Annotated in this window: 15 protein-coding genes; 9 read left to right on the top strand and 6 right to left on the bottom strand. The window is 71.9% G+C overall.

The features are described 5' to 3' along the window. Positions 1 to 61: 61 nt before the first annotated feature. Positions 62 to 655, top strand: a complete 594-nt coding sequence (gene folE, locus ACE3Q8_RS17245) for a GTP cyclohydrolase I FolE (protein ID WP_374471527.1) — start codon at positions 62 to 64, stop codon at positions 653 to 655. A gap of 129 nt (positions 656 to 784) precedes the next feature. Here the strand turns inward: folE and ykgO are convergent, their stop codons facing one another. Further along, positions 785 to 910, bottom strand: coding sequence for a type B 50S ribosomal protein L36 (gene ykgO, locus ACE3Q8_RS17240; protein WP_111513452.1), 126 nt, complete (start codon positions 908 to 910; stop codon positions 785 to 787). 153 nt (positions 911 to 1,063) lie between these two features. Here ykgO and ACE3Q8_RS17235 point away from each other — a divergent pair, with 153 nt between their 5' ends. Beyond that, positions 1,064 to 2,365 carry a lytic murein transglycosylase gene (locus ACE3Q8_RS17235; protein ID WP_374471526.1) on the top strand — a complete coding sequence of 434 codons (1,302 nt, stop codon included), beginning with the start codon at positions 1,064 to 1,066 and terminating at the stop codon, positions 2,363 to 2,365. On the opposite strand, the gene ACE3Q8_RS17230 is transcribed toward ACE3Q8_RS17235, so the two are convergent. Further along, positions 2,362 to 3,018 (bottom strand): hypothetical protein, encoded by a 657-nt coding sequence (locus ACE3Q8_RS17230; protein ID WP_374471525.1) that lies wholly within the window; start codon positions 3,016 to 3,018, stop codon positions 2,362 to 2,364. The two genes, ACE3Q8_RS17235 and ACE3Q8_RS17230, sit on opposite strands and share 4 nt — an antisense overlap. A gap of 56 nt (positions 3,019 to 3,074) precedes the next feature. After that, positions 3,075 to 4,394, bottom strand: coding sequence for an MFS transporter (locus ACE3Q8_RS17225; protein WP_374471524.1), 1,320 nt, complete (start codon positions 4,392 to 4,394; stop codon positions 3,075 to 3,077). Positions 4,395 to 4,501: 107 nt separating this feature from the next. On the opposite strand from ACE3Q8_RS17225, the gene motA reads away from it, so the two are divergent. From motA to ACE3Q8_RS17205, 4 genes are all read left to right on the top strand, one after another. Further along, positions 4,502 to 5,371, top strand: coding sequence for a flagellar motor stator protein MotA (gene motA / locus ACE3Q8_RS17220; RefSeq protein WP_374471523.1), 870 nt, complete (start codon positions 4,502 to 4,504; stop codon positions 5,369 to 5,371). A 140-nt stretch (positions 5,372 to 5,511) separates the two neighbouring features. Further along, positions 5,512 to 5,808: a hypothetical protein gene (locus tag ACE3Q8_RS17215; protein WP_374471522.1), complete on the top strand. Its 297-nt coding sequence runs from the start codon at positions 5,512 to 5,514 to the stop codon at positions 5,806 to 5,808. Positions 5,809 to 5,876: 68 nt separating this feature from the next. Next, the gene (gene mnmD / locus ACE3Q8_RS17210; RefSeq protein WP_374471521.1) at positions 5,877 to 7,682 is read left to right on the top strand and encodes a tRNA (5-methylaminomethyl-2-thiouridine)(34)-methyltransferase MnmD; all 1,806 of its coding nucleotides are present in this window, start codon (positions 5,877 to 5,879) and stop codon (positions 7,680 to 7,682) included. A 63-nt stretch (positions 7,683 to 7,745) separates the two neighbouring features. After that, positions 7,746 to 8,162 (top strand): DUF6491 family protein, encoded by a 417-nt coding sequence (locus ACE3Q8_RS17205; RefSeq protein WP_374471520.1) that lies wholly within the window; start codon positions 7,746 to 7,748, stop codon positions 8,160 to 8,162. A gap of 56 nt (positions 8,163 to 8,218) precedes the next feature. On the opposite strand, the gene ACE3Q8_RS17200 is transcribed toward ACE3Q8_RS17205, so the two are convergent. Beyond that, entirely contained in the window at positions 8,219 to 11,389 is a 3,171-nt protein-coding gene (locus ACE3Q8_RS17200) for a TonB-dependent receptor domain-containing protein (protein WP_374471519.1), read from the bottom strand. 420 nt (positions 11,390 to 11,809) lie between these two features. Further along, on the bottom strand, positions 11,810 to 14,803 hold the full coding sequence (locus tag ACE3Q8_RS17195) for a TonB-dependent receptor domain-containing protein (RefSeq protein ID WP_374471518.1): 2,994 nt from the start codon (positions 14,801 to 14,803) through the stop codon (positions 11,810 to 11,812). 184 nt (positions 14,804 to 14,987) lie between these two features. Between ACE3Q8_RS17195 and ACE3Q8_RS17190 the strand changes: the two genes are divergently transcribed. The 3 genes from ACE3Q8_RS17190 (at position 14,988) to ACE3Q8_RS17180 (ending at position 19,873) form a co-directional block, all read left to right on the top strand. Then, positions 14,988 to 15,467: an N-acetyltransferase family protein gene (locus ACE3Q8_RS17190; RefSeq protein ID WP_374471517.1), complete on the top strand. Its 480-nt coding sequence runs from the start codon at positions 14,988 to 14,990 to the stop codon at positions 15,465 to 15,467. Between the two features lie 165 nt (positions 15,468 to 15,632). Next, positions 15,633 to 16,433, top strand: coding sequence for a hypothetical protein (locus tag ACE3Q8_RS17185; protein WP_374471516.1), 801 nt, complete (start codon positions 15,633 to 15,635; stop codon positions 16,431 to 16,433). Beyond that, complete coding sequence (locus ACE3Q8_RS17180; protein WP_374471515.1) at positions 16,430 to 19,873, top strand: cytochrome P450; 3,444 nt, start codon at positions 16,430 to 16,432, stop codon at positions 19,871 to 19,873. The genes ACE3Q8_RS17185 and ACE3Q8_RS17180 overlap by 4 nt, the downstream gene beginning before the upstream one ends. On the opposite strand, the gene ACE3Q8_RS17175 is transcribed toward ACE3Q8_RS17180, so the two are convergent. Beyond that, a complete protein-coding gene (locus tag ACE3Q8_RS17175; protein ID WP_374471514.1) occupies positions 19,845 to 21,746 on the bottom strand; it encodes a tetratricopeptide repeat protein in 1,902 nt (633 codons plus the stop codon). The genes ACE3Q8_RS17180 and ACE3Q8_RS17175 overlap by 29 nt on opposite strands. Between the last annotated feature and the right edge of the window lie 15 nt (positions 21,747 to 21,761).

Genomic DNA, 21,761 nt, shown 5'->3' with positions numbered 1-21,761 from the left:
CACGGGCGCCTTGAACCTTGACTTCCGCCCTCGCGTTGAGGCGGATCGCCGCGGAGGGATCATGTCCGACGACACGAAGAAACGGCCGACCCAGGCCGAGGCCGAAGCCGCGGTCCGCACCCTGATCGAATGGGCCGGCGACGACCCCGAGCGCGAGGGCCTACTGGAAACGCCGAAGCGGGTGGCCAAGGCCTACCGCGAGCTGTTCGCCGGCTACGACGTCGATCCGCGCGAGTACCTGGCGCGAACCTTCGACGAGGTCGGCGGCTACGACGAGCTGGTGGTCCTGCGCGACATCCCGGTGGTCAGCATGTGCGAGCACCACATGCTGCCGTTCCTGGGCAAGGCGCACGTGGGCTACCTGCCCGACCGCCGGGTGGTGGGGATCTCGAAGCTGGCCCGCGTCGTCCACGGCTTCGCGCGGCGCATGCAGATCCAGGAGAAGCTCACCGCCCAGGTGGCCGAGGCGATCCAGGACATCCTGCAGCCCAAGGGGGTGGGCGTGGTCATCGTGTCGGAGCACAGTTGCATGACCATGCGCGGGGTGAACACGCCCGGCACCCGCCTGACGACCAGCCACCTCCTGGGCGGCGTCCGCGATGACCCACGCACCCGGCAGGAGTTCTTCGAGCTGGTGCGCAGCGGCCCCGGCTGAGAGCGGACCGGCCACAGCCGGCCTGACCGTCGACATGCGCCAGGAACCGGTCGGTGTCCGCCGGTTCCTGTCGGTCTTCTCACAAGATTGAGTGCGGACCGGCGCCGTGGACGCCGGTCGGCCCGGCGCTTAGCCCTGCTTGGCTTTGAAGCGCGGGTCGGTCTTGTTGATGATGTAAACCCGGCCCTTGCGGCGCACGAGCTTGCAGTCGCGGTGGCGAGTCTTGAGCGACTTGAGCGAGCTTCTGACCTTCATGACCTTGGTTCCGGGCGTGGCGGACGCGCCGCGTCCTTAAGTTCAACAAAGAGCGGGCGCATATACGGGGAGGTCCGGCAGGAGTCAACGCTTCGGGCCCTGACGGCGTTTTGATGATGGGCCGGACTCGCGGGCTCGCTAGACTCCGAATCGATGCGACGCAGATATTCCCTCCTCGCCCTCTATGTCCTCGCCGGGTGCGCCAGCCCCGCCAACAAGCCGCTGCTGCCCACGCCCGGCGCGCCGCCGCCGCCCGCGCCGGCCCCGGCCCCCGCCCCGCAGCCGGTCACGCCGCCCACCGTCTCCGGCGACCAGGTGTTCGACGCCTGGGCCTCGGAGTTCTACGACCGGGCGCTCAAGGCCGGCGTCAGCCGCGCCGTGCTGGACCGCGAGCTCAAGGGGCTGACGCCGGACCCCAGCGTCGGCCGGCTCGACAGCCGTCAGCCGGAGTTCTCCAAGCCGATCTCCGAGTACCTGAAAGGCGTGGTCACCGGCTCGCGCGTCACCATCGGCCAGCAGCGCCGCAGCGCCGCCTACTTCGACCCGATCGAGCAGACCTACGGCGTCCCGCGCGAGATTCTGATGGGCGTCTGGGCGCTGGAGAGCGGCTACGGCGCGATCCAGGGCGACAACGACGTGATCCGCTCCCTGGCGACGCTCGCCGCCCAGGGCCGCCGCCGGACCTGGGCCGAGGGCGAACTGATCGCCGCCCTGAAGATCATCCAGTCCGGCGAGCATCCGCGCTCGCGGTTGAGAGGGTCCTGGGCGGGCGCCATGGGCCAGACCCAGTTCATCCCCACCACCTTCGCCTCCACCGCCGTGGACCACGACGGGGACGGCCGGCGCGACATCTGGGGCTCGGCGCCCGACGCGCTCGCCTCGGCGGCCAACCTGCTGGCCAAGGCGGGCTGGGTGCGCGGCCAGAGCTGGGCCCGGGAGGTCACCGTCCCAGCCGGGTTCGACTGGAGCCTGACCGAGGGGCCGCGCGAGGCTCCGGCCTGGTGGGCCGAGCGCGGCGTCACCCGCGCCGACGGCCTGCCCTGGACCGAGACCGACCAGACGGCCAAGGCTCAGCTCGTGGCCCCCACCGGGGCCGGCGGGCCGGCCTTCCTGCTGTTCCCGAACCACTTCGTGATCCGGCGTTACAACAACTCGATCTCCTATGCCCTCGGCGTCGGAATGCTGGCCGACCGGATCGCCGGCCAGGGGGAGCTGGTCCGCGCCTGGCCCGCGGAGACGCCGCTGTCGCTGGCCGACCGCATGACCGCCCAGCGGGCGCTGGCGGCGCTCGGCTTCGATCCGGGCGCGCCGGACGGCGTCGTCGGGATGGGCACGCGCACGGCGCTGCGCAACTGGCAGAAGGCCCGCGGCCTGACGGCGGACGGCTACCTCTCGCCGGAGATGGTGGCGCGCCTGCGCAACGAGGCGGAGGCGCAGGGCCTCGGCGCGAGCTAGGGCTTCGGCGGCGGCTCGGCCGGCCAGCCCTGCTTGACCACCACGCTGGTGGCCTTGCCGTCGGGCCTGGGCATGAAGCTGATCTCCACCGGCCGGTCCTCGCCGCAGGCGCGGATCAGCCAGCGCTCGCTCCAGATGCCGGACTTCAGCAGCGTGGTCTCGGTGACCTCGGTGTCCACCAGCTCGAAGGGCTTCTCGCCGGGCTCGCACGTGGGCGCCGGCGGCGCGAGCTGGATGGCCTGCAGCGCCGACTGGACCGCATCGTGCTGCTGCACCGGCGTCGTGAGGGTGTCGCCCCAGAACATCGGCGCCATGACCCAGCGCCCGTCGGTCTGGCGGATGACCAGGATGTTGTCGCGCCGGGGCTGGGTCCCGCAGCCCTCCACCCGCAGGTGCTCCTTATATACGCCGGCGTCGGCGCGGACGGGATCCCCGTCCTTCGCGCCCATGACCGAGGCCGCCGTGCCGAGCCGGGTCTGGCCGAGCGACACCACCTTGGCGTCCGGCCCGCAGGCCGCGCCGTTCCGCTGGGCCGCAAGGCCGAGCACGGTGGCGGCGAGCTGGTTGGAATAGGCCTCTTGCGCGCCCCGAGGCACGAGGTCGGCGGGGCGGGCGGCGAGCGCGGAAACGGCGGCGAGGGCGGCGATCAACATGGCGGCATCCTAACCCGCCGCCGGGCCGAATTCAGGCGCGCGGCGGCCTTGCGGCGTTAGGGCGCGCCGCCCTCGTCCGATTTCTCGATGGTCGCCATGGTCGCCATCTCTCGGGTGGCGGGCTTGGGGTCGGCGTTGCGCAATTGGGTGTTGCGGAAGGCGTAGACCAGCAGGCCGGCCATCAGCAGGGTGTTCAGGATGAAGGGCGCCGAGCCGAGGTGCTGGTAGAGCCAGACGAACAGGGGCGCGAGCACCACGTTCACCCCGTTCACCGCCGCGATCGCGCCCGCCACCCGCGCCTGCTCGTCCATACCCACGGCGATGGAGGAGCCGGCGGTGAAGCCCGGCCGGGCGAAGCCGAAGCCCAGGCTCGACAGCGCGTAGCCGGCCACCACGAGGTAGTAGTCGGGCGCGAAGGCGACGATCAGGTTGCCGGCCGCGGCCACGGCCACGCCCCACCGCAGCAGTTGGCGCGGGGTCATCTCGAACATCCGGATGATGCCCCACTGGGCGAGCAGCCCCGCGCAGGCGCCGAACATCATGGCGATTGAGATCGAGAACTGCGCCTGGATCGGCGAGACGCCCAGCTTGTCGATGATCAGGAAGCCGAGCGTCTGGGCCTGCGCGGTCTGGCAGGTGGCGACGATGAAGCCGTAGAGCAGGAAAGGCGTGACCCGCGGATCGCGCCACATGGGCCGCTCACGCTTCGCCCCGCCCACCACCGGGCGCTTCGGACGCCGGGCCTCGGCCGGGACCGGCGTCTCGGGCAGCAGCCGCCAGACCACCGCCAGCATGGCCAGGGCGATCAGGCCGAAGGTGAACAGCGGCCCCGCTAGGCCGAGCACCGGGATGCGCGTGAACAGCGGCGCCAGGAAGGGCCCGATGACCGTGCCGAGCCCGAAGGCGCCGGCCAGGCTGGCCATGGCCTGGGTGCGTTGCTCGAGCGGCGTGCGCTCGGCCACATAGGCCTGGGTCGCCGGGTTGGAGGCCGCGCCGAACAGGCCGAACAGCGCCCGCGCCAGCAGGAACAGGACAAAGATGGTCAGCGACGGCGCCCAGTGGCGGAGGCCCGCGCTCACCACCACGCCGCAGAGGATCATCGAGACCAGGAAGCCGGTCAGGCCCACCATCATCAGCGGCTTGCGGCCGTAGCGGTCGGAGGCCCGCGCCCAGGCCGGCGACGAGGCCGCCCAGAGCAGCGCCGAGAGCGAGAAGATCGCCGCCACCATCGGGTCGGGGATGCCGATCTCCCGCCCGATCGCCGGCAGCACCGAGATCAGGCCCGTGTTCCCCATGGCGGTCGCCAGCGACACGCCGAAGATGATCACGAACGACCGGCGGGGCAGCCCGCTGGCGGAAGACGCGGAGGAAGCCATCTTCCCCGGCTTAAGCGGCTTGGCGTCCGGCGGCAAACCCGAAAGCCGCACACCGGCCATTAAGCATTAACCGCCATCTTCGCGGCGACGACGGGGACCCGCGAAGTATGTTTCAGATCATCGGCATCGTGCTGCTGTTCGCCCTGGTGTTCGGCAGCTACCTGATCTCGGGCGGCAACCTGGGCGTGATCCTGCACGCCCTGCCCCACGAGATGATGGCCATCGGCGGGGCGGGCGTCGCCAGCTTCCTGATCGCCAACTCAATGCCGGTCATCAAGGGCACGCTCGGCGGCTTCTCCAAGGTGTTCGGCGGACCGAAGTGGAAGGCCTCCGACTATCGCGACCTGCTGAGCCTGCTGTTCCTGCTCACCAAGACCATGAAGTCCAAGGGCGTGATCGCCCTGGAAAGCCATATCGAGAACCCGAAGGAGAGCACGATCTTCTCGCGGTTCCCGAAGATCACGAAGGACCACTTCGCGGTCGACTTCATCTGCGACACGCTGCGCATGATGACCATGAACCTGGAGGATCCCCACCAGGTCGAGGACGCCATGGAGAAGCAGCTCGAGAAGCATCACCACGAGGGCCTCGGCCCTGCGCACGCGCTGCAGAACCTGGCCGACGCCCTGCCCGCGCTCGGGATCGTCGCCGCCGTGCTGGGCGTCATCAAGACCATGGGCGCGATCACCGAGCCGCCGGAAGTGCTGGGCGAGATGATCGGCTCGGCGCTCGTCGGCACCTTCCTCGGCGTGTTCCTGGCCTACGGCCTGGTGGGCCCGATGGCCACGCGCATGAAGGAAGTGGTCGAGGAGGAAGGCTCCTTCTACAAGATCATCCAGGCGGTGCTCGTGGCCCACCTGCACGGCAACGCCGCCCAGATCTCGGTGGAGATCGGCCGTGGCAACGTGCCCTCCGGCGCCCAGCCCAGCTTCCTCGAGCTGGAAGAGGCCCTGAACGCGATCCCCAACGAGGCCTGAGCCTCGCAAAATGTGATCACGAACCCGTGAACCCGCGGGTTGCCGGACCCGCGAAGCAGCGCATAGTCGCATCCGCGTCCGGGGCGCTCCGCAACGGCCCTGCGCGACGCGATCACACGTGGACAAGGGGTAACAGGGACATGACTGCCGAACTGCTCCGCAAGCTGGCCATCGCCGGCGCCGCCGTCGCCGCCCTCGCGGTGGCCGCCTGCTCGAAGCCGGCCGAGAACACCGAGGCCGCCGCCGAGACCACGACGGAAGCTCCGGCCGCCGCGCCGGCCGACGCCGCCGCGGCCGACGCCGCCGCGGCCGCCGCCGCCCCGGCCACGGATCCCGCCGCCGCCGGCGCGATGGCTCCCGCCGCCGACCCGGCCGCCGCCGGCGCGACCACCACCGCCCCGGCCGCCGCGCCGACCGGCGAAGCCGCGCCGCACTAAGCGGCGCGCGCATCACGCGCTATGGAGGGGCGCCCCCGGGGGGGCGGCCCTCTTGCTATGTGGGAGCCATGACCGACACGCCGGCCGCCGAAGACAGCCCGCTCGCCTGGGGCGAGGACGGTCAGCCGCGCTCGCGGCTGTTCGGCGACGTCTACTTCTCCACGGAGGACGGCCTGGCGGAGACCCGCGCCGTGTTCCTGCAGGGCTGCGGCCTGCCGGACGCCTGGGCCGGGCGCCGGCGCTTCGTGGTGGGCGAGCTGGGCTTCGGCACCGGGCTCAACATCCTGGCCCTGCTCGACCTCTGGCGCCGCCATCGCCCGCCGGGCGGCGTGCTGCACGTCTTCAGCGTCGAGGCCTTTCCGATCACCGCCGCCGAGGCGGGCCGCGCCCATGCCCGCTGGCCCGAGCTTGCTGAGGTGGCGCGCCTGCTGGTCGCCCGATGGCCCGGCCGCGCCCGCGGCCTGCACCGCGTGGACCTGCCCGAGCTCGGCGCCGTGCTCGACCTCGCCGTCCTCGACGTGCGCGAGGCGCTGGCGGGCTGGTCCGGCCTGGCCGACGCCTGGTTCCTGGACGGCTTCTCCCCGGCCCTGAACCCGCAGATGTGGGGCGAGGACGTGATGGCCCTGGTGGGCGCCCGCTCCGCCCCCGGCGCCCGCGCCGCGACCTTCACGGTGGCCGGTCACGTCCGCCGCGCCCTGGCCGCCGCGGGGTTCGCGGTGGAGAAGCGCCCCGGCTTCGGCCGCAAGCGCGAGCGGCTGGAGGCCCGGCGGCCCGGCCAGGCGGCCGATCCTGCGGCGTACCGGGTGGCGGTCGTCGGCGGCGGGATCGCCGGCGCCGCGGCGGCCCGCGCCGTGCGCGCCCTGGGCGGCGAGGCGGTGCTGCTGGAGGCCGAGCGCCTGGGGGCCGGCGGCTCCGGCAACCCCGCCGGCCTGGTTACGCCCCGCCTGGACGCCGGCGGCGGCCCCCCGGCCGCCCTGTTTGCCCAGGCCTTCGCCCGGGCCGTAGCGCTCTACGAGGCGGAGACGCCGGACGCCATCCTCGCCCGGGGGGTGCTGCAACTCGCCGCCGGCGAGCGGGACGCCGGACGGTTCGAGCGGATCGCGGCCTCCGACCTCTTCGAACCCGGCGCCCTGCGAATGCTCTGCGCCGACGAAGCCGCCGCGCGGCTGGGCGAGCCCGCGCCGGCCGCGCTGTCGCAGGAGACGGCGCTGGCCATCGAGCCCGCCGTGGCCCTGGCCGCCTGGGCGGGCGAGACGCGGCAGGCCGAGGTGGCCGCCCTCGAGCCATCCCCGGAGGGCTGGCGCCTGCGCGACCCCGCCGGCGCCGAGATCCTGCAGGCCGACGCCGTGATCCTGGCGGCGGGCCTTCCGTCCGCGCGGCTGGCGGGCGGGCCGCCGCTGTCGCCCGTGCGCGGCCAGGCGAGCTGGGCCAAGGTGGAGACGCGCACGCCGCCGGTCGCCTGGGGCGGCTACGCCCTGCCCACGCGGGAGGGCCTGCTGTTCGGCGCCACGCACGACCGGGGCGACGCCGGCCTGGAGGTCCGGGACGCCGACCACGCCCGCAACCTCGCCACCCTCGCCGCGGCCCTGCCGGGGCTGGCGGCGCGGGTCGAGGGCCTGGCGCTGGCCGGGCGCGCCGCGGTGCGCGCCGTCACACCCGACCGCCTGCCGCTCGCCGGGGCAGCGGACGGGGGCGCGCCGGGTCTCTTCCTGCTCACCGGGTTTGGCTCGCGCGGGCTCTCCTGGGCGCCGCTGCTGGCCGAGCACGTGGCCGCCCTGGCGCTCGCCGCGCCTTCGCCCCTGCCGCACGGCCTGGCGACCCTGGTGGACCCCGCGCGCTTCCGTCTGCGGGCGGAACGCCGCGGCGCTTCCTGAGCCGCGCGCCGCGGCCTATATGTCGGGCGCTTCGGGGGACGCCCAAAGAGGGACCGAAGATCAATGACTTCGAAGATTCTATGGGCGGCGCCGCTCGCCGCCCTGGCGCTCTCCGCGGCCGCGCCGCAGATCGCCGGCGCCCGTTCGCCCGCCCAGCCCGACGCAAAGGCCGCCAAGCCCCAGCGGAGCTGCTTCTGGGCGCGCAACGCCAACAACTTCGCCGCGGTCGACGACCGCGTGGTGAACGTCCGGGTCGGCGTGCGCGACGTCTACCAGTTCGAGCTGTTCGGGACCTGCCCCGAGATCGACTGGGCCCAGGGCATCGCCCTGGTCTCGCGCGGCTCGTCCTCGATCTGCTCGGGCCTTGACGCCGAGATCGTGGCGTCGAGCTCCATCGGGCCGCAGCGCTGCACGGTGCGCAACATCCGCAAGCTGACCGAGGCCGAGGTGGCGGCACTGCCGCCGAAGGCGAAGCCCTGAAAGGAAAGGGGCGCCGGCCCTGCGGCCGACGCCCCCGATCCGCGATCCAGCGTCGCCTAGAACTTCTTGGCGAATCCGATCTCGAACACCCGGCCCAGCGGATTGCCCTGGGTCAGGTCGTAGTTGTACGGCGAGGGCACGTACGGCGGGTCCTCGTTGAAGACGTTCTGGATGCTCGCGGTGATCACCGTGTCCCAGGGCGCCTCCCACCGCGCGATCACGTCGTGCTGCCAGTAGTCGTCCGACTTGCCGACGGCTTCCAGGCGGCGGCCGCCGCAGGCGTTGGTCGGGCAGGCCTGGCCGGCCGCCGGGATGGTGGTGGCGGACGCGTCGGGCACGGTGATGAAGAAGGGCGAGCCGAACGCCGGCGAGGTGCCTTCGGCATAGCGCGCCTGCCAGCGGAGCGTCAGCGGCCCCTTCCGGAAGGTGGCGAAGCCGTTCCCCTTCAGCTCCGGGTAGGAGAAGAAGTCGTTCAGCACGTCCGACAGGCCAGCCCGGTCTTCTTCCGGCGCGATGCTGATGGCCGAGTCCTCGAGCAGCGGGATGGCGCCGCGCTTGTACTCGATCAGGTAGGTGAGCTCGGCGCCCACCGACCAGCTCGCGTCCAGCAGGCCTTCCCAGTCGTACTGCGCACGGAACTCCAGGCCGGAGGTGTCGGTGTCCGGCCCGTTGACGAAGAAGCTGCGCAGCCGGGCCACGTTGCCGGCCCCGCAGGCCCCGGCGAATGTGAACCTGGCCTGCAGCGACGCGTAGGCGGGGTTGCCGCACAGCGCGCTGGAGCCGGCCGGGAACATGGTCGCGTAGAGGCGCGACCCGCTCTCCTCGATGATCTCGTCCTTGAACTTGAAGTTGAAGTAGTCGAGCGTCGCCGAGAAGCCACCCAGTTCGACGATCGCGCCCACGTTGAAGGTGTCCGCGGTCTCCGGCTTGAGATTCGGGTTGCCGCAGCTCTGGAAGGCCCGATAGGCCGAACCCAGCACCCGCACCCCGTTGTTGCAGCTCGAGGAGGTGAGCCCCGGACCGGGCGCCCGGAAGGTGGTGCTTGCGCTGCCGCGCAGCGCCAGGAAGTCGGCCACCTGCCACCGCACCGCGATTTTCGGGTTGGTCGTCGAGCCGATGTTGCCCTGGTACGCCTCGTGCCGGATGGCGAAGTTGACGTTCAGGGCGTCGGTGATCGGGAACTGGATCTCCCCGAACACCGCCTTCACGTTGGCGTCGTCGTCGCGGTCGCTGTTGGAGCCGAAGAAGATCAGCGGGCCGCTCTCGTCGGCGCAGGCCGCGCGGTCCGGGCACGGGTTCTCGTCGGCGTTGAAGAGGGCGCCGTACTTCCGGAGCTCGCGGTTGTAGCGGTACTGGGCGCCGGCCGCCCAGGCGATGGGACCGCCGCCGAGCTCGATGCCGGTCTCGCCGGAGAACACCGCGTCCAGCACCAGGATCTGATTGGTGAGCACGTTGGTGTAGTTGCCGTAGAGCCACTGCAGGACCTGCGGATCGTTCGCGACCGCCGGGTTGAAGAAGGGGTTCGGCTGGCCGTTCACGGCGCTCGACGCCACCCCGTTGGTGAACGGGTTGAAGAAGTAGCAGCCCAGCGCCGCATTGCCGGCCCCGGTCGTGAAGTTGGCCGTCTCCGCCGCGGTGCAGCCGCCCGGATCGTCGGCCTTGGCGCCGAAGCCGCGCAGGGCGAGCTGCAGGTTCCGGACAAGCAGGTCGTTGGTGTTGGTGGTGTTCTTCTGCTCCATGTAGGTGACGGCGGTGTCGTAGTTGATCCCGCCGAAGATCGAGCCCTTGAACCCGCCGCTGATGCGGAAGGCGTCGTTCACGATGGTCTGGTGATCGGCCTTGTCCGGATTGGTGGGATGGCCGCCGAAGGCGATGGCCCGCCAGCCGAGCTGGACGATGTCGACCCCCCGAGCGCCGCCGGGGGCGCCGGGCTGGGCGCCGGTGGGGGCGAAGGCGCCGGCGCGGATCGCGGCGCACTCGGCCGGCGTCAGCGGCGAGCGGCAATCGTTGATCAGGGCCAGGAAGCCGGGGTTGTTCACCGGCACGTTGAACGGCACCGCCAGGTTGGGGCCGCTGGGCGCGCTCGGCGAGAAGGAGGTGCCGCCCACCGACACCGGCGAGGGATACTGGGCGGTGAGGTTGGCCGGCGACAGCCGCTGCATGGGCGTGTCGTTCCGGGCCCAGGCGACCTCGCCGTGGAAGGCCACGTTCTCCGAGAGGTCGAAGTTGACCTCGCCGTAGAGCTGGTAGTGGTCCTCCTCGTTCACCAGGTCGTTGAAGTTGGAGAACTGGAACCGGCAGGTCGTCGCCGTGCCCGAGGTGGCCGGGAGCTGCGGTCCGACCGGCACGGCGAAGGCCACCGTGGCGGCCTGGTTCGGCTGGCCGGCCAGCGGGTTCTGGTAGGTGATGGAGCGGGTGAGCGTGCCGCCCAGCTCCTCACACCCGTTGTCGCGGAACGGCGTCGCGCCGGCCACGAAGAAGCCGGGGTTGGACGCGCCGGTGAAGCCCGCCGCGCCGGACGAGCCCGCGAAGTCGAACGGGCGGAGCGCGAAGTCCCGCTCGTGGATGTCGAGCCGCGACCGGTGCCGGTAGCCGGCGGTCAGCAGCACGTTGCCGTTGTCGAAGGTCTTGCCCCAGGCGAGGTTCGCGTTCCAGTCGCCGTCCGAGCCGTCGATGAAGGCGTACTCGCCGTCGGCCTCGAGGCCGTCGAGGTTGCGGCGGGTGATGAAGTTCACCACGCCGCCGATAGCGTCAGAGCCGTAGGTGGCCGCGGCCCCGTCCTTCAGGATCTCGATCCGGCCCACAGCAGCCGTCGGGATGAAGTTCAGGTTCGCGCCGCCGCCCTGGAAGGCCGGGATCGGGCTGTCCGCCAGTCGCCGGCCGTTCATCAGAACCAGGGTGCGCGCGGCGCCGAAGCCGCGCAGGTTGATCGTCGCGGTGCCCGCGCCGCCATTGTAGCGGTTGGACTCGCCCAGCGACGCCTGCGAGGCGGTGATCGTCTTCACGAGCTGGACCACCGTCGGCGAGCCCTGCTCGGCGAGGTCTTCCGTCGAAAGGACGTCGACCGGCAGCGCCGCGTCCTCGGGGGTGCCGGCGATGAATGAGCCGGTGACCACCACCTCCTCGACTTCGGTGCTGCTGGGGGTCTGCGCCAGGGCCGGCAGGACCGCCCCGAGGGTAATGGCGACGGCCAGCGCGGAGCCGCCGCAGAGTTGTCTGCGTCTCATAATGTTTCCTCCCCGTCGGAGGCCTCGCCCCCGTCTGGCGCGGGGACTTTGAGGCCGCTGAACGGAGGGGATCATCCGGCAGCATTGCCGCAGCCGTCCAGAGGGTTTTTCGGCTTCGAAACATTGCAATGCCTGGCAGGCGCCCATTCTGGGTCGAAGCGGCGACGGCTTTGATCTTGCTCGACTTTCTTCGCTCAGCCTGCCGGCGAAGCATACCTGGGCTTCGACGCCTGGATCAGCGACGGCTGCTCCAGCAACGTACCGATATTTCGAAAACACACACCTCTGGAGCGGGCAAAAGCCGCATACCGTCGGATCGGTTATCGCCGATCAGCGTGATCTGTTGCAGAAATGCCGCCATCGCCGGAAAGCGAACGGGCGCCGCCGCCTCGGCGACGCCCGTCCCATCTCAGCCCCGGCTCAGAAGCGCTTGGTGACGCTCAGCTTGAAGTTCCGGCCGAGCGGCGTGGCCGTGAACGGGTCGTAGCCCAGGTCGAGCCGTGCGAACGGCGGGTCCTGGTCGAAGACGTTGTCGACGTCGAGCACGATGGTCGTGTCCCACGGCGCCTGCAGGCGGTAGGTGAAGTCCACCGTGGTGAACGCGCCGATCTTGCGGCCCCGGTTCGACCGGAGCTGGCTCGCGCCGGTCGCCGTGGGCAGGGCGTTCGGCGGGAACGGAGAGGCGCGCTGGTCGACGTAGCCGGCGATGTGGTTCACCTGGACCCGGAAGTTGTGCGGGCCGGTGGAGTATTCGGCGAAGGCGTGGCCCTTCCAGTCCGGCACCGGCACGATCTGGGTCTGGTAGTTCAGGTAATTCACGCCCTCGAACGCCGGGGAGACCACCACGCCCTCCACCGTCGTCGCTTCGACGCTGTACTCCAGGGTGTAGGTGAGCGTCGCGCCCACCGCCGCCGAGCCGCCCCAGATGTCGTCCACCCGGTAGTTGGCCAGGATGTCGACGCCGTTGGTCTTCACCGCCGGCCCGTTCACCCAGAAGGTGCGGATGCGCGACAGGTTCGCCACCGAGCAGGTCCCGCCGGCGCCGAACACGAAGCGGCTCTGCAGGGCCGCGAGCGCCGGGTTTCCGCAGTTGCCGGTGCCCGTCCCCGTGGGGAACAGGGTCTGGAAGATGCCCCCCACCGGCTCGGTGACCAGCGGATTGTCGAAGTCGAAGCTCCAGTAGTCCACGGTCGCCGAGAAGCCGCCGCTGCGGGCGATCAGGCCGACGCTGTAGGTGGTCGCCTCCTCGGGCTCGAGCTGCGGGTTGCCGATGATGTCCACCGCCCGGAAGGCGCCGCCGAGGAACTGCAGCGAGGTCACCTGGCCGGGGTCGAGCTGGGTCAGGGGCGGGGCGCGGAAGGTGGTGCCGACGGTGCCGCGCACGGCGAACAGGTCCGAGAGCTGCCAGCGCACCGAGAGCTTCGGATTGAAGGTGGAGCCCACCTCGCCGCCGTAGTCCTCGTAGCGGGCGGCGAGCTGCGCCTGTATGCGATCCGTGAACGGCAGGCTGATCTCGGTGAACGCCGCCCAGACGTCGCCCTTCAGGTCGGCCGGCGTCGCGCCGCCCAGGAACAGGAACGGCCCATTGCGCACCGTGCAGTTCGTCGCGCCGTTGACCGGCGTGTCGATGCAGGGCGTGACGGTGAGGTCGGTGAGGGCGTCGTACTTCGCCTCGTACCAGTCCTTGCGGTACTGCACCCCCGCCGCCCAGCCGATCGCCCCGCCGCCGAGCTCGAAACCGAGTTCGCCGTTCAGCACCGCGTCGGCCACGAAGATGCTGGAGGTCAGGTCCGAGCCGGTGGGCTGGAAGAACCAGCGGATCAGCTCCGGGTCGTTGGCCACCGCGGCGTTGAAGTTCGGATTGGTCTGGCCTGTCAGCGCGTTGGCCTGGATGCCGTTGGAGAACGGGTTGAACCAGCGGCAGGGGCCGGCGCCCGGCGTCCCCGTGGTCGGGCTGCAGCCCTCGCCCCCCAGGCCGCGCAGCGCCAGTTGCAGACGGCTGACCAGCGCGTCGTAGCCGATCCGCTTGAGGTTGTCGGTCATGTAGGTGGCGGCCACGTCGTAGCCGATGCCGTTGCCGAACTCGCCCGCCAGGCTGGCCGAGAGCCGCCACGCCTCGAACTTGCGGCTGCCGCGCGAGGACTGGTCCCCGAACAGCGGGTTGCCGCCGAAGCTGAGCGGCCGATAGAGCACGCCCGGGAAGTAGGCGCCCGTCGTGTTGGCCGGGATCTGGCCGGGGTTCTGCTGGCGGTAGAGCTGGAAGCCGGGATTGGTGGCCGGCACGAAGTAGCCCGCCGCGAAGGCCGGGTTGGCCGCCGCCGGGCTGGTGGCCGCCGTGGGCGCCTGCAGCGCCAGGTACGAGGGCGAGGTCGCCCACTCCGGCGTGTCGGTCTCGGAGTAGAGGCCTTCCAGGTGGAACCGGTGGCCCTCGGCGATGTCCCAGTTGAGCTCGCCGTAGAGCTGGAAGCGGTTCTCCTTCTCCACGAGGTTGTCGTAGGGCGTGTAATTCCAGGCGCAGACGGGGGTCGCGCCGCTGAAGGTCTGCACCCCGCCGAGCGGCACGCAGCCCACGTCGCGCACGAGGCTCGGGGTGGCCGTCGGCGTCCCCGCCGGGCTGACCGGCGCGAAGGCGCCGTTCGGCAGGTTGGTCAGCGGGATGAAGGTGGAGACGGCATTGCCGGTGGACCAGCCGGTCTCGGGGCTGGTGAAGTAGTCGGTCTGGGTGAAGTCGCGTTCCCGCACCGAGAGCTCGGAGCGGTGCTGGTAGCTGCCGGACAGCATGACGCTCACGGGCCCGAGGTCCTTGCCCCACAGCACGTGGCCGTTCCAGTCGCCGTCCGAGCCGTCGATGTAGCGGTAGGTGCCGTTGACCTCGAGACCCTCGAAGTTGCGCCGGGTGATGAAGTTGACCACCCCGCCGATGGCGTCCGAGCCGTAGGTGGCGGCGGCGCCCTCCTTCAGCACCTCGATGCGCCCGATGGCGGCCTGGGGCAGCAGGTTGATGTCCGGGGCGACTGCGCCGATGGGCGCGCTCACCACCCGGCGGCCGTTGAACAGCACCAGGGTGCGCGAGGCGCCCAGGCCCCGCAGGTTCACCGTCGCCGAGCCCTCGGCCCCCTGGGCGCGGGCGTCGAACTGGTTCGTGTCGCCGAGCACCCCGTTGGAGGCCGGCAGGTTCTTGATCAACTCGACGGCGGTCGGCGAGCCCTGTTTCTCCAGTTCGTCGGCCCCGATGACGTCCACCGGCAGGGCGGCGTCCTCCGGCGTGCCGCGGATGAACGAGCCGGTCACCACCACCTCGCCCACCTCGGCCGGCGCCGGCTGGGCCCCGGACTGGGCGAGCGCCGGGCCGGCGGCCAAGGCCGTCAGCGCCGCGACAGCCGAGACGCTGCAGAACACTCTGCTCTTGGTCATGCTTATCCTCCCCCTCGGCGTCCTCTTCGCCCGGGAGGGTCGCGGGACTGCTCGAGTACCCGCCATAACGGCGCAACCGTCGCGCCCGCGCCATACCGATTCTGATGATCGGCGAACACGACTATGGGAGCGCACGCCTATGTGGCGCGCTTGCACCACCAGGAAGAAGAGGACCGCCGCCGCCATGCCCACCGTCCGCCGCGCCCGTCCTGACGACGTCCCCGCCCTCGGCCGACTGGGCGCCCTGCTCGTGGCGGTCCACCACGGCTTCGATCCGGATCGTTTCATCGCCCCCGGCCCGCAGACCGAGCGCGGCTATGGGGGGTTCCTCCGGGGCGAGCTGGCCCGCGACGGCGCGGTGGTGCTGGTGGCGGAGGTCGAGGGGCAGGTGGTCGGCTACGCCTACGCCAGCCTGGAAGGCAGCGACTGGATGGCGCTGCGGGGACCGGCCGGCGTGCTCCAGGACCTGGTGGTGGATCCCGCGACCCGCCGCCAGGGGATCGGCCGCCGCCTGCTGGAGGCCGCCGTGGAGGCCCTGGTCGCAATGGGCGCGCCCAGGCTGGTGCTCTCCACCGCCGAGAAGAACCACGACGCCCAGCGCCTCTTCGCCGCCGCCGGCTTCCGCCCCACCATGATCGAGATGACCCGCGAGGTCGGCGGCTAGCGGCGCCGGTCGGAGACGTGGGGATTCTCACCTCCCGCCGGTGGCCCGCGCCACGGGCGGCGGGCGCCGCCGGCTCCATTCTCTCCTGATGGCGGGCTGACAGCCGGCAAAGACGGCCTAGGCTGCTGTCGCGGCGCCGCATGGCTGCGGCGGAGGGGGGAGAACATGGAGCGGAAGCTCTTCGACTGGTCGCCGTCCAAGACGGCGGGGAAGACCACCGAGGTCGCGGTGCTGGCGCCGATCCGGCTCGGCTGCGTCGCGGGCGAGCGGCGCACCTACGAGGAGCGCGCGATGGCGGTGATCGGCAACTTCGCCAGCCGGGTGGAGCAGGGCCTGCCCAACGAGCTGAACCTCGTCCCGAGCATCCACTTCGGGCGCATCATGCTTCTCCGGCCGGAACACTACCTGCTGGGCTCCGCCATCCCCGGCGTCCAGTACGAAGCGGCCGCGGAGACCACCGCGCTGGGACCCGGCTTCAGCGTCACCAAGCCGATCGACGAGTACGTGGAGGTCGATCCGAACATGGCGAGCAAGGACCCGCCGGACCTCCAGCTCCGGTCCTTCCTGCTCACCACCGTCGAGTTCGATGGCGACCTGCGGGCCTACTTCCGCGACATCGGCGTCCAGCTCGCCGAGCGCTTCGACGCCATCTTCGAGAACTGCGAGGACTATCCCGGCACGTCCGACTTCGAGGCGTTCTGGCTGTGGATCCGCCGGTTCCAGATCCGCACCCAGCTCTTCTACGCCGCCTGCCCCGATCTCAGCGTCGTCCGCATCAAGCAACTGGCCGCCTTCCGACGCAGCTTCGACCTGCTGGTCGCCCGGGTCCGCGGCCCGGCGACGCTCCCGCCGGGCGCTCTGGACGCCCTGTTCGACGAGTTCCTGAAGGAGAACCTGCAGCACGGCGAGGGCTTCCCCTTCCCCAGCGGCCTGTTCCACGGGGCGCAAGCGGAGGCGGGGGCATGAGCCAGGACACGCCGCAACGGGCCCTCGCGGCCGGGGACATTCAGGCGAATCTCGTGCGCGCGTCCCGTTTCGAGGACGGCCAGACCCGCGACTGGACCCTGTTCTTCTTCTTCCGGATCATGCCGCAGGCGGAGATGGACGCCAGCCTGGGTCGGCTGGTCTCCTTCGCCGAGACCCAGAGCCCGGAGAAGGCGCTCGAGCTGATCACCGATCTGCAGAATCCCAGCCTGTTCAACGTCGGACTGGCCCCCGGGCCCGCTTCCCAGCAGTTCCGGAACTGGCTTACGGCGCTGGTCAGCGGCGACCACGGGGGCGTGATGGCCGACGCCCAGGCGCTCGGGCCGGCGCTCCAGCCGCTTGGCCCGCAGGCGTTCGCGGAGGGGGCGTCGGCGGGGGCGCTGTCGCCCGACGCCGTGGCGGCCGCAGGGGCGCTGACGGGGCTGCTGGGCGAGCACGCGCGGCTCTTCTCAGACCCCGCCCACTGGCAGTCCATGGCCAGCGAGCCGCTGACGGACCCCGCCACGGAGGCGCTCGCCAAGGGGCTCGTCGCCGTCGTGCAGTATGAGATCCAGCGCCAGTGCGCGCCGGCCTTCGTCGAGCTGTCGGATCGCACCCCGGCGTCGTCGCTCCGCAGCGAGGCGAAGGCGGCCGCGGCCGCCCCCGGATGGGATCCCGTTCCCCTGAACATCGCCTTCACCTGGACCGGCCTTGCCAAGCTCGGCGTGGACGACGGCACGCTCGCGTCCTTCCCGGAGCCCTTCCGGGAAGGGATGGCTCACCGCGCCGACCGGCTGTGGGACGTGGGCGCGAGCGCGCCGGCCGGATGGGAGGGCGCGTTCGGCCTGCCGCGGCTGCACGGCTATTTCACCGGCGGCTTCCTGGTGGGCGGCCCGCAGCGCCGCGTTCCGGAGGTCCTGTGGCGTGAGCTCCGCCGTCAGGTCGCCGCCTTCAATGCGCCGGAGTCGCAGGACGGCCAGGACCTCCGCGCGCACATCGGCGCCTTGTTCCGCCCTTTCGGGCTGGAGATCCTGCATCTCGAACTGGGTCAGGAGCCCTACGACGTCGACGAGAACGGCGAGACGAAGCCCCGGCGCCCGCGCCTCGAGCACTTCGGTTTCCGGGACGGGCTGAGCCAGCCTTTCGCCGACGTGGGGCTGGGCGACGCTGGCCCAGGCGCCGGCACGCCGAGCCGCGACCGAACCTGGACCCCCGTCGCCCCGGGCGAGCTCTACCTCGACCAGCCGGACGAGGACGGCCAGACGGCGCGCATGCCCGACAACGCAGCCCTGCGGGCGCACGGGACCTACGTCGTGTTCCGCAAGCTCGAACAGGACGTGGCGGGCTTCCGCAGCTTCCTTGCCCGCACCGCCGGCGGGGACGCCGAGGCGGCCGGTCGGCTCGGAGCGGAGATCGTCGGCCGCTGGCCGTCCGGGACGCCCCTGGTCCTGTCGCCCGACCTGGACCGGCCGATCGGCGACGGCGCCGAGGACCGGCTCAACGACTTCCTGTTCGCCGGGGACGATCCGGAGGGCCGCAAGTGCCCCCTGGGCGCCCACATCCGCCGCGCGAATCCGCGCGACACGGGCGGGCGGGACGAGGTGCGCCGCCACCGCCTTCTGCGGCGCTCGATCTCGTACGGCGGCCCGCTGCTGCCCGCCGGATCCCTGGGCGACGGAGAACCCCGCGGCCTGCTGTTCGTCGCCATGAACGCCCGCATCGACCTGCAGTTCGAGGTCGTTCAGGCCGACTGGCTGAACGGCGGCGAGTTCCTTGGACAGGCCGGGCTCGGCCGCTGTCCGCTGGTGGGGGCGCACTCCGGGGGACCGCTCGACAGCTTCGTGCGCGCCGGCGGCCTTGCCCCTGTGACCGGCCTGCCCGGTTTCGTGACCACTCGGGGCGGCGAGTACTTCTTCGCTCCCGGCATCGGCGCGCTGAAGGCCATCGCTGCCGGAGACACCTTCAAGCCCGAGACGACGCCGCACGGCGGGTACAGCTTCGGCGGCGCCACCACGCAGGGCCTCTTCGACCCGGCGCGGCTCCAGGCCTATGGCGCGCGGATCCTGCGCACCCAGCCCGCGATCACGGTCGCGCTGCCGAAGGTGGAGGCCGACCACGACGGCGGCGAGAGCGGGCGGCTCGCCTTTGTCGGCCGCTACGCCGACGTGGTGCGGGTGCTCTCCAACAAGCCGTCTGGGGACGGGCTCGAGTTTTCGGTGGAGCCCTACCACCGCAGCGCCCAGCGCATCACGCGCGGCTACGATTTCGTCATCAGCACCGACGCCGCGGGTCCGACAGCGAAGAGCCGCGACCGGCTCACGGCCATCCTCGCGGCCGCGTGGCGCGAGCTCGGCACGCGACGGCCGGTGGACAGCGACATCCGCACGGAGTGCGACCGCCGGCTCGCCACCAGCCTGCGCCGATGCCGCCCCTCCGGACGGATCGACCTCGTGGACGACCTGGCCGTCGCCGCCGCCTACGGGGTCGTCCAGGGCGTCTACGGCGTGCGTGGGCCGGACTGGCTCACCGAGCTGGCGGCGGCGTTGCCGTTCGGGCGCCAGCATCTGTCCGAACTGCCGGCCGACTGGCTGAAGGCCCTGGCGTCGGCCGCGCCGGCGGACCCCGGACTCCGCTCCCTGCAGACCTGGTCGGCGATCATGCTGGCCGACACCATCGCCAACCTGCCGGCCGCCCAGGAGGTCTGGCCGCTCAGCCGAAAGGCGGGGGCCGAGATGCTGGCCCACATCGACGAGCTGCTGGCGGAGAGCGCCGCCAAAGGGCCCGGCGCGCCGTTCACCCTGCTCGACGCCTTCGTCGCCAATGCCGACGCCTTCGTCTCCGACGGGTGCTATCCGGACCGGGAGAGCTACCTGCGCGAGGCCGCCGTGGTCCTCGCGGAGGTGACCGCCAACACGATTGCGGCGACGCCCTCCGCGTTCGGCTCGGTGATGCATTTCCTGCTCGAGCACGGCCTGCCGCTGAACCACCTGCAGGACCCGAGGAAGGAGGCCAGGCTCTCGGCGGAGCTGGCCCGCCAGGTCGTCTACGAATGCGACCGGCTCAATCCGGTGCTGCCGATCCTCCAGCGGAAATGCGAGACGAGCACGACGCTGCCGAGCGGGGCGGAAACCTCCGCCGGGGACCGTGTCGCCGCCCTGTTGGGTGCGGCGAACCTCGACCCGAGCGTCTTCCGCGATCCCACGCATTTCTCGCTCACGCGCGATCCCGACGCCTACCTGATGTTCGGCGCGCCGGGCAGCGGTCGCCGGTGTTGGGGGGCGTTCATCGCCATGCCGATCCTTCAGGCCAGCCTGCTGGCCGCGGCGTCGCTGAAGGACCTGCGGCCCGTTGCCGGCCGCGGGGGCGGGCCGCGGAAGATCGGCGGCGCGCTCACCATCGGGTTGCGCGCCCACTTCACGCGAGGTCGGCCAGGGTCGCCTTAGCGCCGACGATGCGCCGGCGTTGGCCGGCCGCGGCCGCGCGGTCGGCGGCGGCGCGGGGATCGTTCGGATCGCGTCCTGCGCGGAGCCTGGCTCGCAACTCGAGCCCGTTCGCCAGCAGGGCCGGATTGTCGATCGCCGACGCGATCGCCAGCGCCTCGTCCAGCAGGGCCAGGCCGCGCGCCACATCGCCGCCCCGCGCCACGGCCTCGGCGTAGCCGGCCAGCAGCAGGACGTTCTCCATCCGGCCGGTCCTGAGATGCAGCCGGCGGGCGAGGCAGCCCTCCGCCAGGGCGGCGCCTTCCTCCGCCCGGCCCAGCCTGGCGAGCGCGCTGGCCATGTGGCCGGCGAGGTTGGCCTTGGTGGCGTCGTAGCCATGGGTCTCCGCCAGGTCCCAGGCGACCTGCAGGCAGCGCACCGCCTCCTCATGGCGGCCCATTTGCAGGAAGGCGCGGCCCAGCGCGTTGCGGGCCATGATCTCGGCGTAGGGATCCCGTTGGCCGCGGGCGATTTCCAGGCCGCGGCGGGCGTGGTCGAGCGCGCCCTCCAGGTCCTCGGTGTCGGCCTTGATCCAGCCGACGAAGGAGAGCGTCGTCGAGAGTGGAATGGCTGGGGCGCCCCAGCGCGTCGCCGCCAGCTCTCCGCCGAGCAGGGCCTGCAGTCCGGCGAGCTCCGCCAGGGCTTCGTCCAGCCGGCCCATCCCGTGCAGCACGTTCGCCAGCATGAGCTGGTTGGAATAGACCAGCGCCGGGAGGTCGAGCTCCCGCGCGATCCGCCGGCCTTCCTCGGTGGCGGCGCGGCCCTCCTCGTAGCGCCCCTCGAACCAGCACAGCATGCCGAGCTGCGAGAGGCTGTTCGACACCTTGTCCGGCCGCTGCTGGGCGCGCGCGAGCGCCATCACCTTGGGAAGGTGCGTCCGCATCTTGGCGAACTCGCCCAGCAGCAGCATGGACGGGAAGGCCATCAGGACGAAGTCCACGTAGGTCTTGGCCGCCGCCGCGCCGAGCCGATCGATGAGGGCGACCGCCCGGTCGAAGATCAGGTTGAGCGAGGCCGCGGCGGACGTGCCTCTCGCCTGGGCGGCGGCCTCCCAGAGGTAGCTCAGCGCCCGGGCGTCGTCGCCGGCCCCCTCCGCATGGGTCGCCAGCCGCAGCCGCCGCCCCGGCAGGTCCCTTGGCCGCGCCTCCAGCGCCGCGAGGGCCGCGCGGTGCAGCGCCGCCCGCCGCTGCCGCGGGATGGTGTTGGCGCAGGCCTCCGCCAGGATGTGGTGGCGGAAACCCGTGCGCCGCCGGCCGTGGGTGCGCACGAAGGCGAAGCGCTCCAGCTCCGAAAGCAATCGCGCCAGCCGATGGGCCTCGACCCCCGCCACGTCCCGGAGAAGGTCGAGCTCCACCTGCTCGCCAAGCAGCGACAGCGCCTCGGCCACCTCCTTCGCCGGTCGCGAGAGCTGGCCCAGCCTGGCGTGGATGGCCGACTCCACGCTGGGCGGAAGGTCCACCCCAGCGGCGCTGGCGGCGACCGAGCGCGCCAGCTCCTCGAGCACGAAGGCGACGCCGTCGGCCCGCGCCACCACGCGCTCGAGCACCTCATCGGGCGTGCCGGCGGGGCAGATCCGCTGCGCAAGCGCCCGCATGTCGGACGGCGCCAGGGGCGGCAGCTCGAGCACCGCGCCGCCCAGGTCGCGGGCGTCATCCAGGGCCTCCGGCCGGCCGGTGCCGACGATCGACAGGGCGGGCTCCGCCTCCTCGGGCGCCAGCAGGCGCAGCACGCCCAGGCTCTCCGGGTCGACCAGGTGCAGGTCCTCGACGATGGCCAGCAGCGGCCGGCTGCGCGGCGCGCCCAGCAGGACGCGCAGGAAGGCCCGCGCCACCTGCATCTGGTTGGCTGCGGC

Origin of the sequence: Phenylobacterium sp. (assembly GCF_041913825.1) — a bacterium.
In the GTDB taxonomy this organism is placed as follows: domain Bacteria; phylum Pseudomonadota; class Alphaproteobacteria; order Caulobacterales; family Caulobacteraceae; genus Phenylobacterium.
The sequence above is the reverse complement of the archived record's forward strand: the minus strand, read 5'-3'. Positions and strand labels throughout refer to the sequence as shown.

What these genes read in the sequence shown, in the direction of transcription:
- folE (WP_374471527.1), top strand. Translation starts at nt 62, where the DNA reads ATGTCCGACGACACGAAGAAACGGCCGACCCAGGCCGAGGCCGAAGCC.
- ykgO (WP_111513452.1), bottom strand. Translation starts at nt 910, where the DNA reads ATGAAGGTCAGAAGCTCGCTCAAGTCGCTCAAGACTCGCCACCGCGAC.
- ACE3Q8_RS17235 (WP_374471526.1), top strand. Translation starts at nt 1,064, where the DNA reads ATGCGACGCAGATATTCCCTCCTCGCCCTCTATGTCCTCGCCGGGTGC.
- ACE3Q8_RS17230 (WP_374471525.1), bottom strand. Translation starts at nt 3,018, where the DNA reads ATGTTGATCGCCGCCCTCGCCGCCGTTTCCGCGCTCGCCGCCCGCCCC.
- ACE3Q8_RS17225 (WP_374471524.1), bottom strand. Translation starts at nt 4,394, where the DNA reads ATGGCTTCCTCCGCGTCTTCCGCCAGCGGGCTGCCCCGCCGGTCGTTC.
- motA (WP_374471523.1), top strand. Translation starts at nt 4,502, where the DNA reads ATGTTTCAGATCATCGGCATCGTGCTGCTGTTCGCCCTGGTGTTCGGC.
- ACE3Q8_RS17215 (WP_374471522.1), top strand. Translation starts at nt 5,512, where the DNA reads ATGACTGCCGAACTGCTCCGCAAGCTGGCCATCGCCGGCGCCGCCGTC.
- mnmD (WP_374471521.1), top strand. Translation starts at nt 5,877, where the DNA reads ATGACCGACACGCCGGCCGCCGAAGACAGCCCGCTCGCCTGGGGCGAG.
- ACE3Q8_RS17205 (WP_374471520.1), top strand. Translation starts at nt 7,746, where the DNA reads ATGACTTCGAAGATTCTATGGGCGGCGCCGCTCGCCGCCCTGGCGCTC.
- ACE3Q8_RS17200 (WP_374471519.1), bottom strand. Translation starts at nt 11,389, where the DNA reads ATGAGACGCAGACAACTCTGCGGCGGCTCCGCGCTGGCCGTCGCCATT.
- ACE3Q8_RS17195 (WP_374471518.1), bottom strand. Translation starts at nt 14,803, where the DNA reads ATGACCAAGAGCAGAGTGTTCTGCAGCGTCTCGGCTGTCGCGGCGCTG.
- ACE3Q8_RS17190 (WP_374471517.1), top strand. Translation starts at nt 14,988, where the DNA reads ATGCCCACCGTCCGCCGCGCCCGTCCTGACGACGTCCCCGCCCTCGGC.
- ACE3Q8_RS17185 (WP_374471516.1), top strand. Translation starts at nt 15,633, where the DNA reads ATGGAGCGGAAGCTCTTCGACTGGTCGCCGTCCAAGACGGCGGGGAAG.
- ACE3Q8_RS17180 (WP_374471515.1), top strand. Translation starts at nt 16,430, where the DNA reads ATGAGCCAGGACACGCCGCAACGGGCCCTCGCGGCCGGGGACATTCAG.
- ACE3Q8_RS17175 (WP_374471514.1), bottom strand. Translation starts at nt 21,746, where the DNA reads ATGCAGGTGGCGCGGGCCTTCCTGCGCGTCCTGCTGGGCGCGCCGCGC.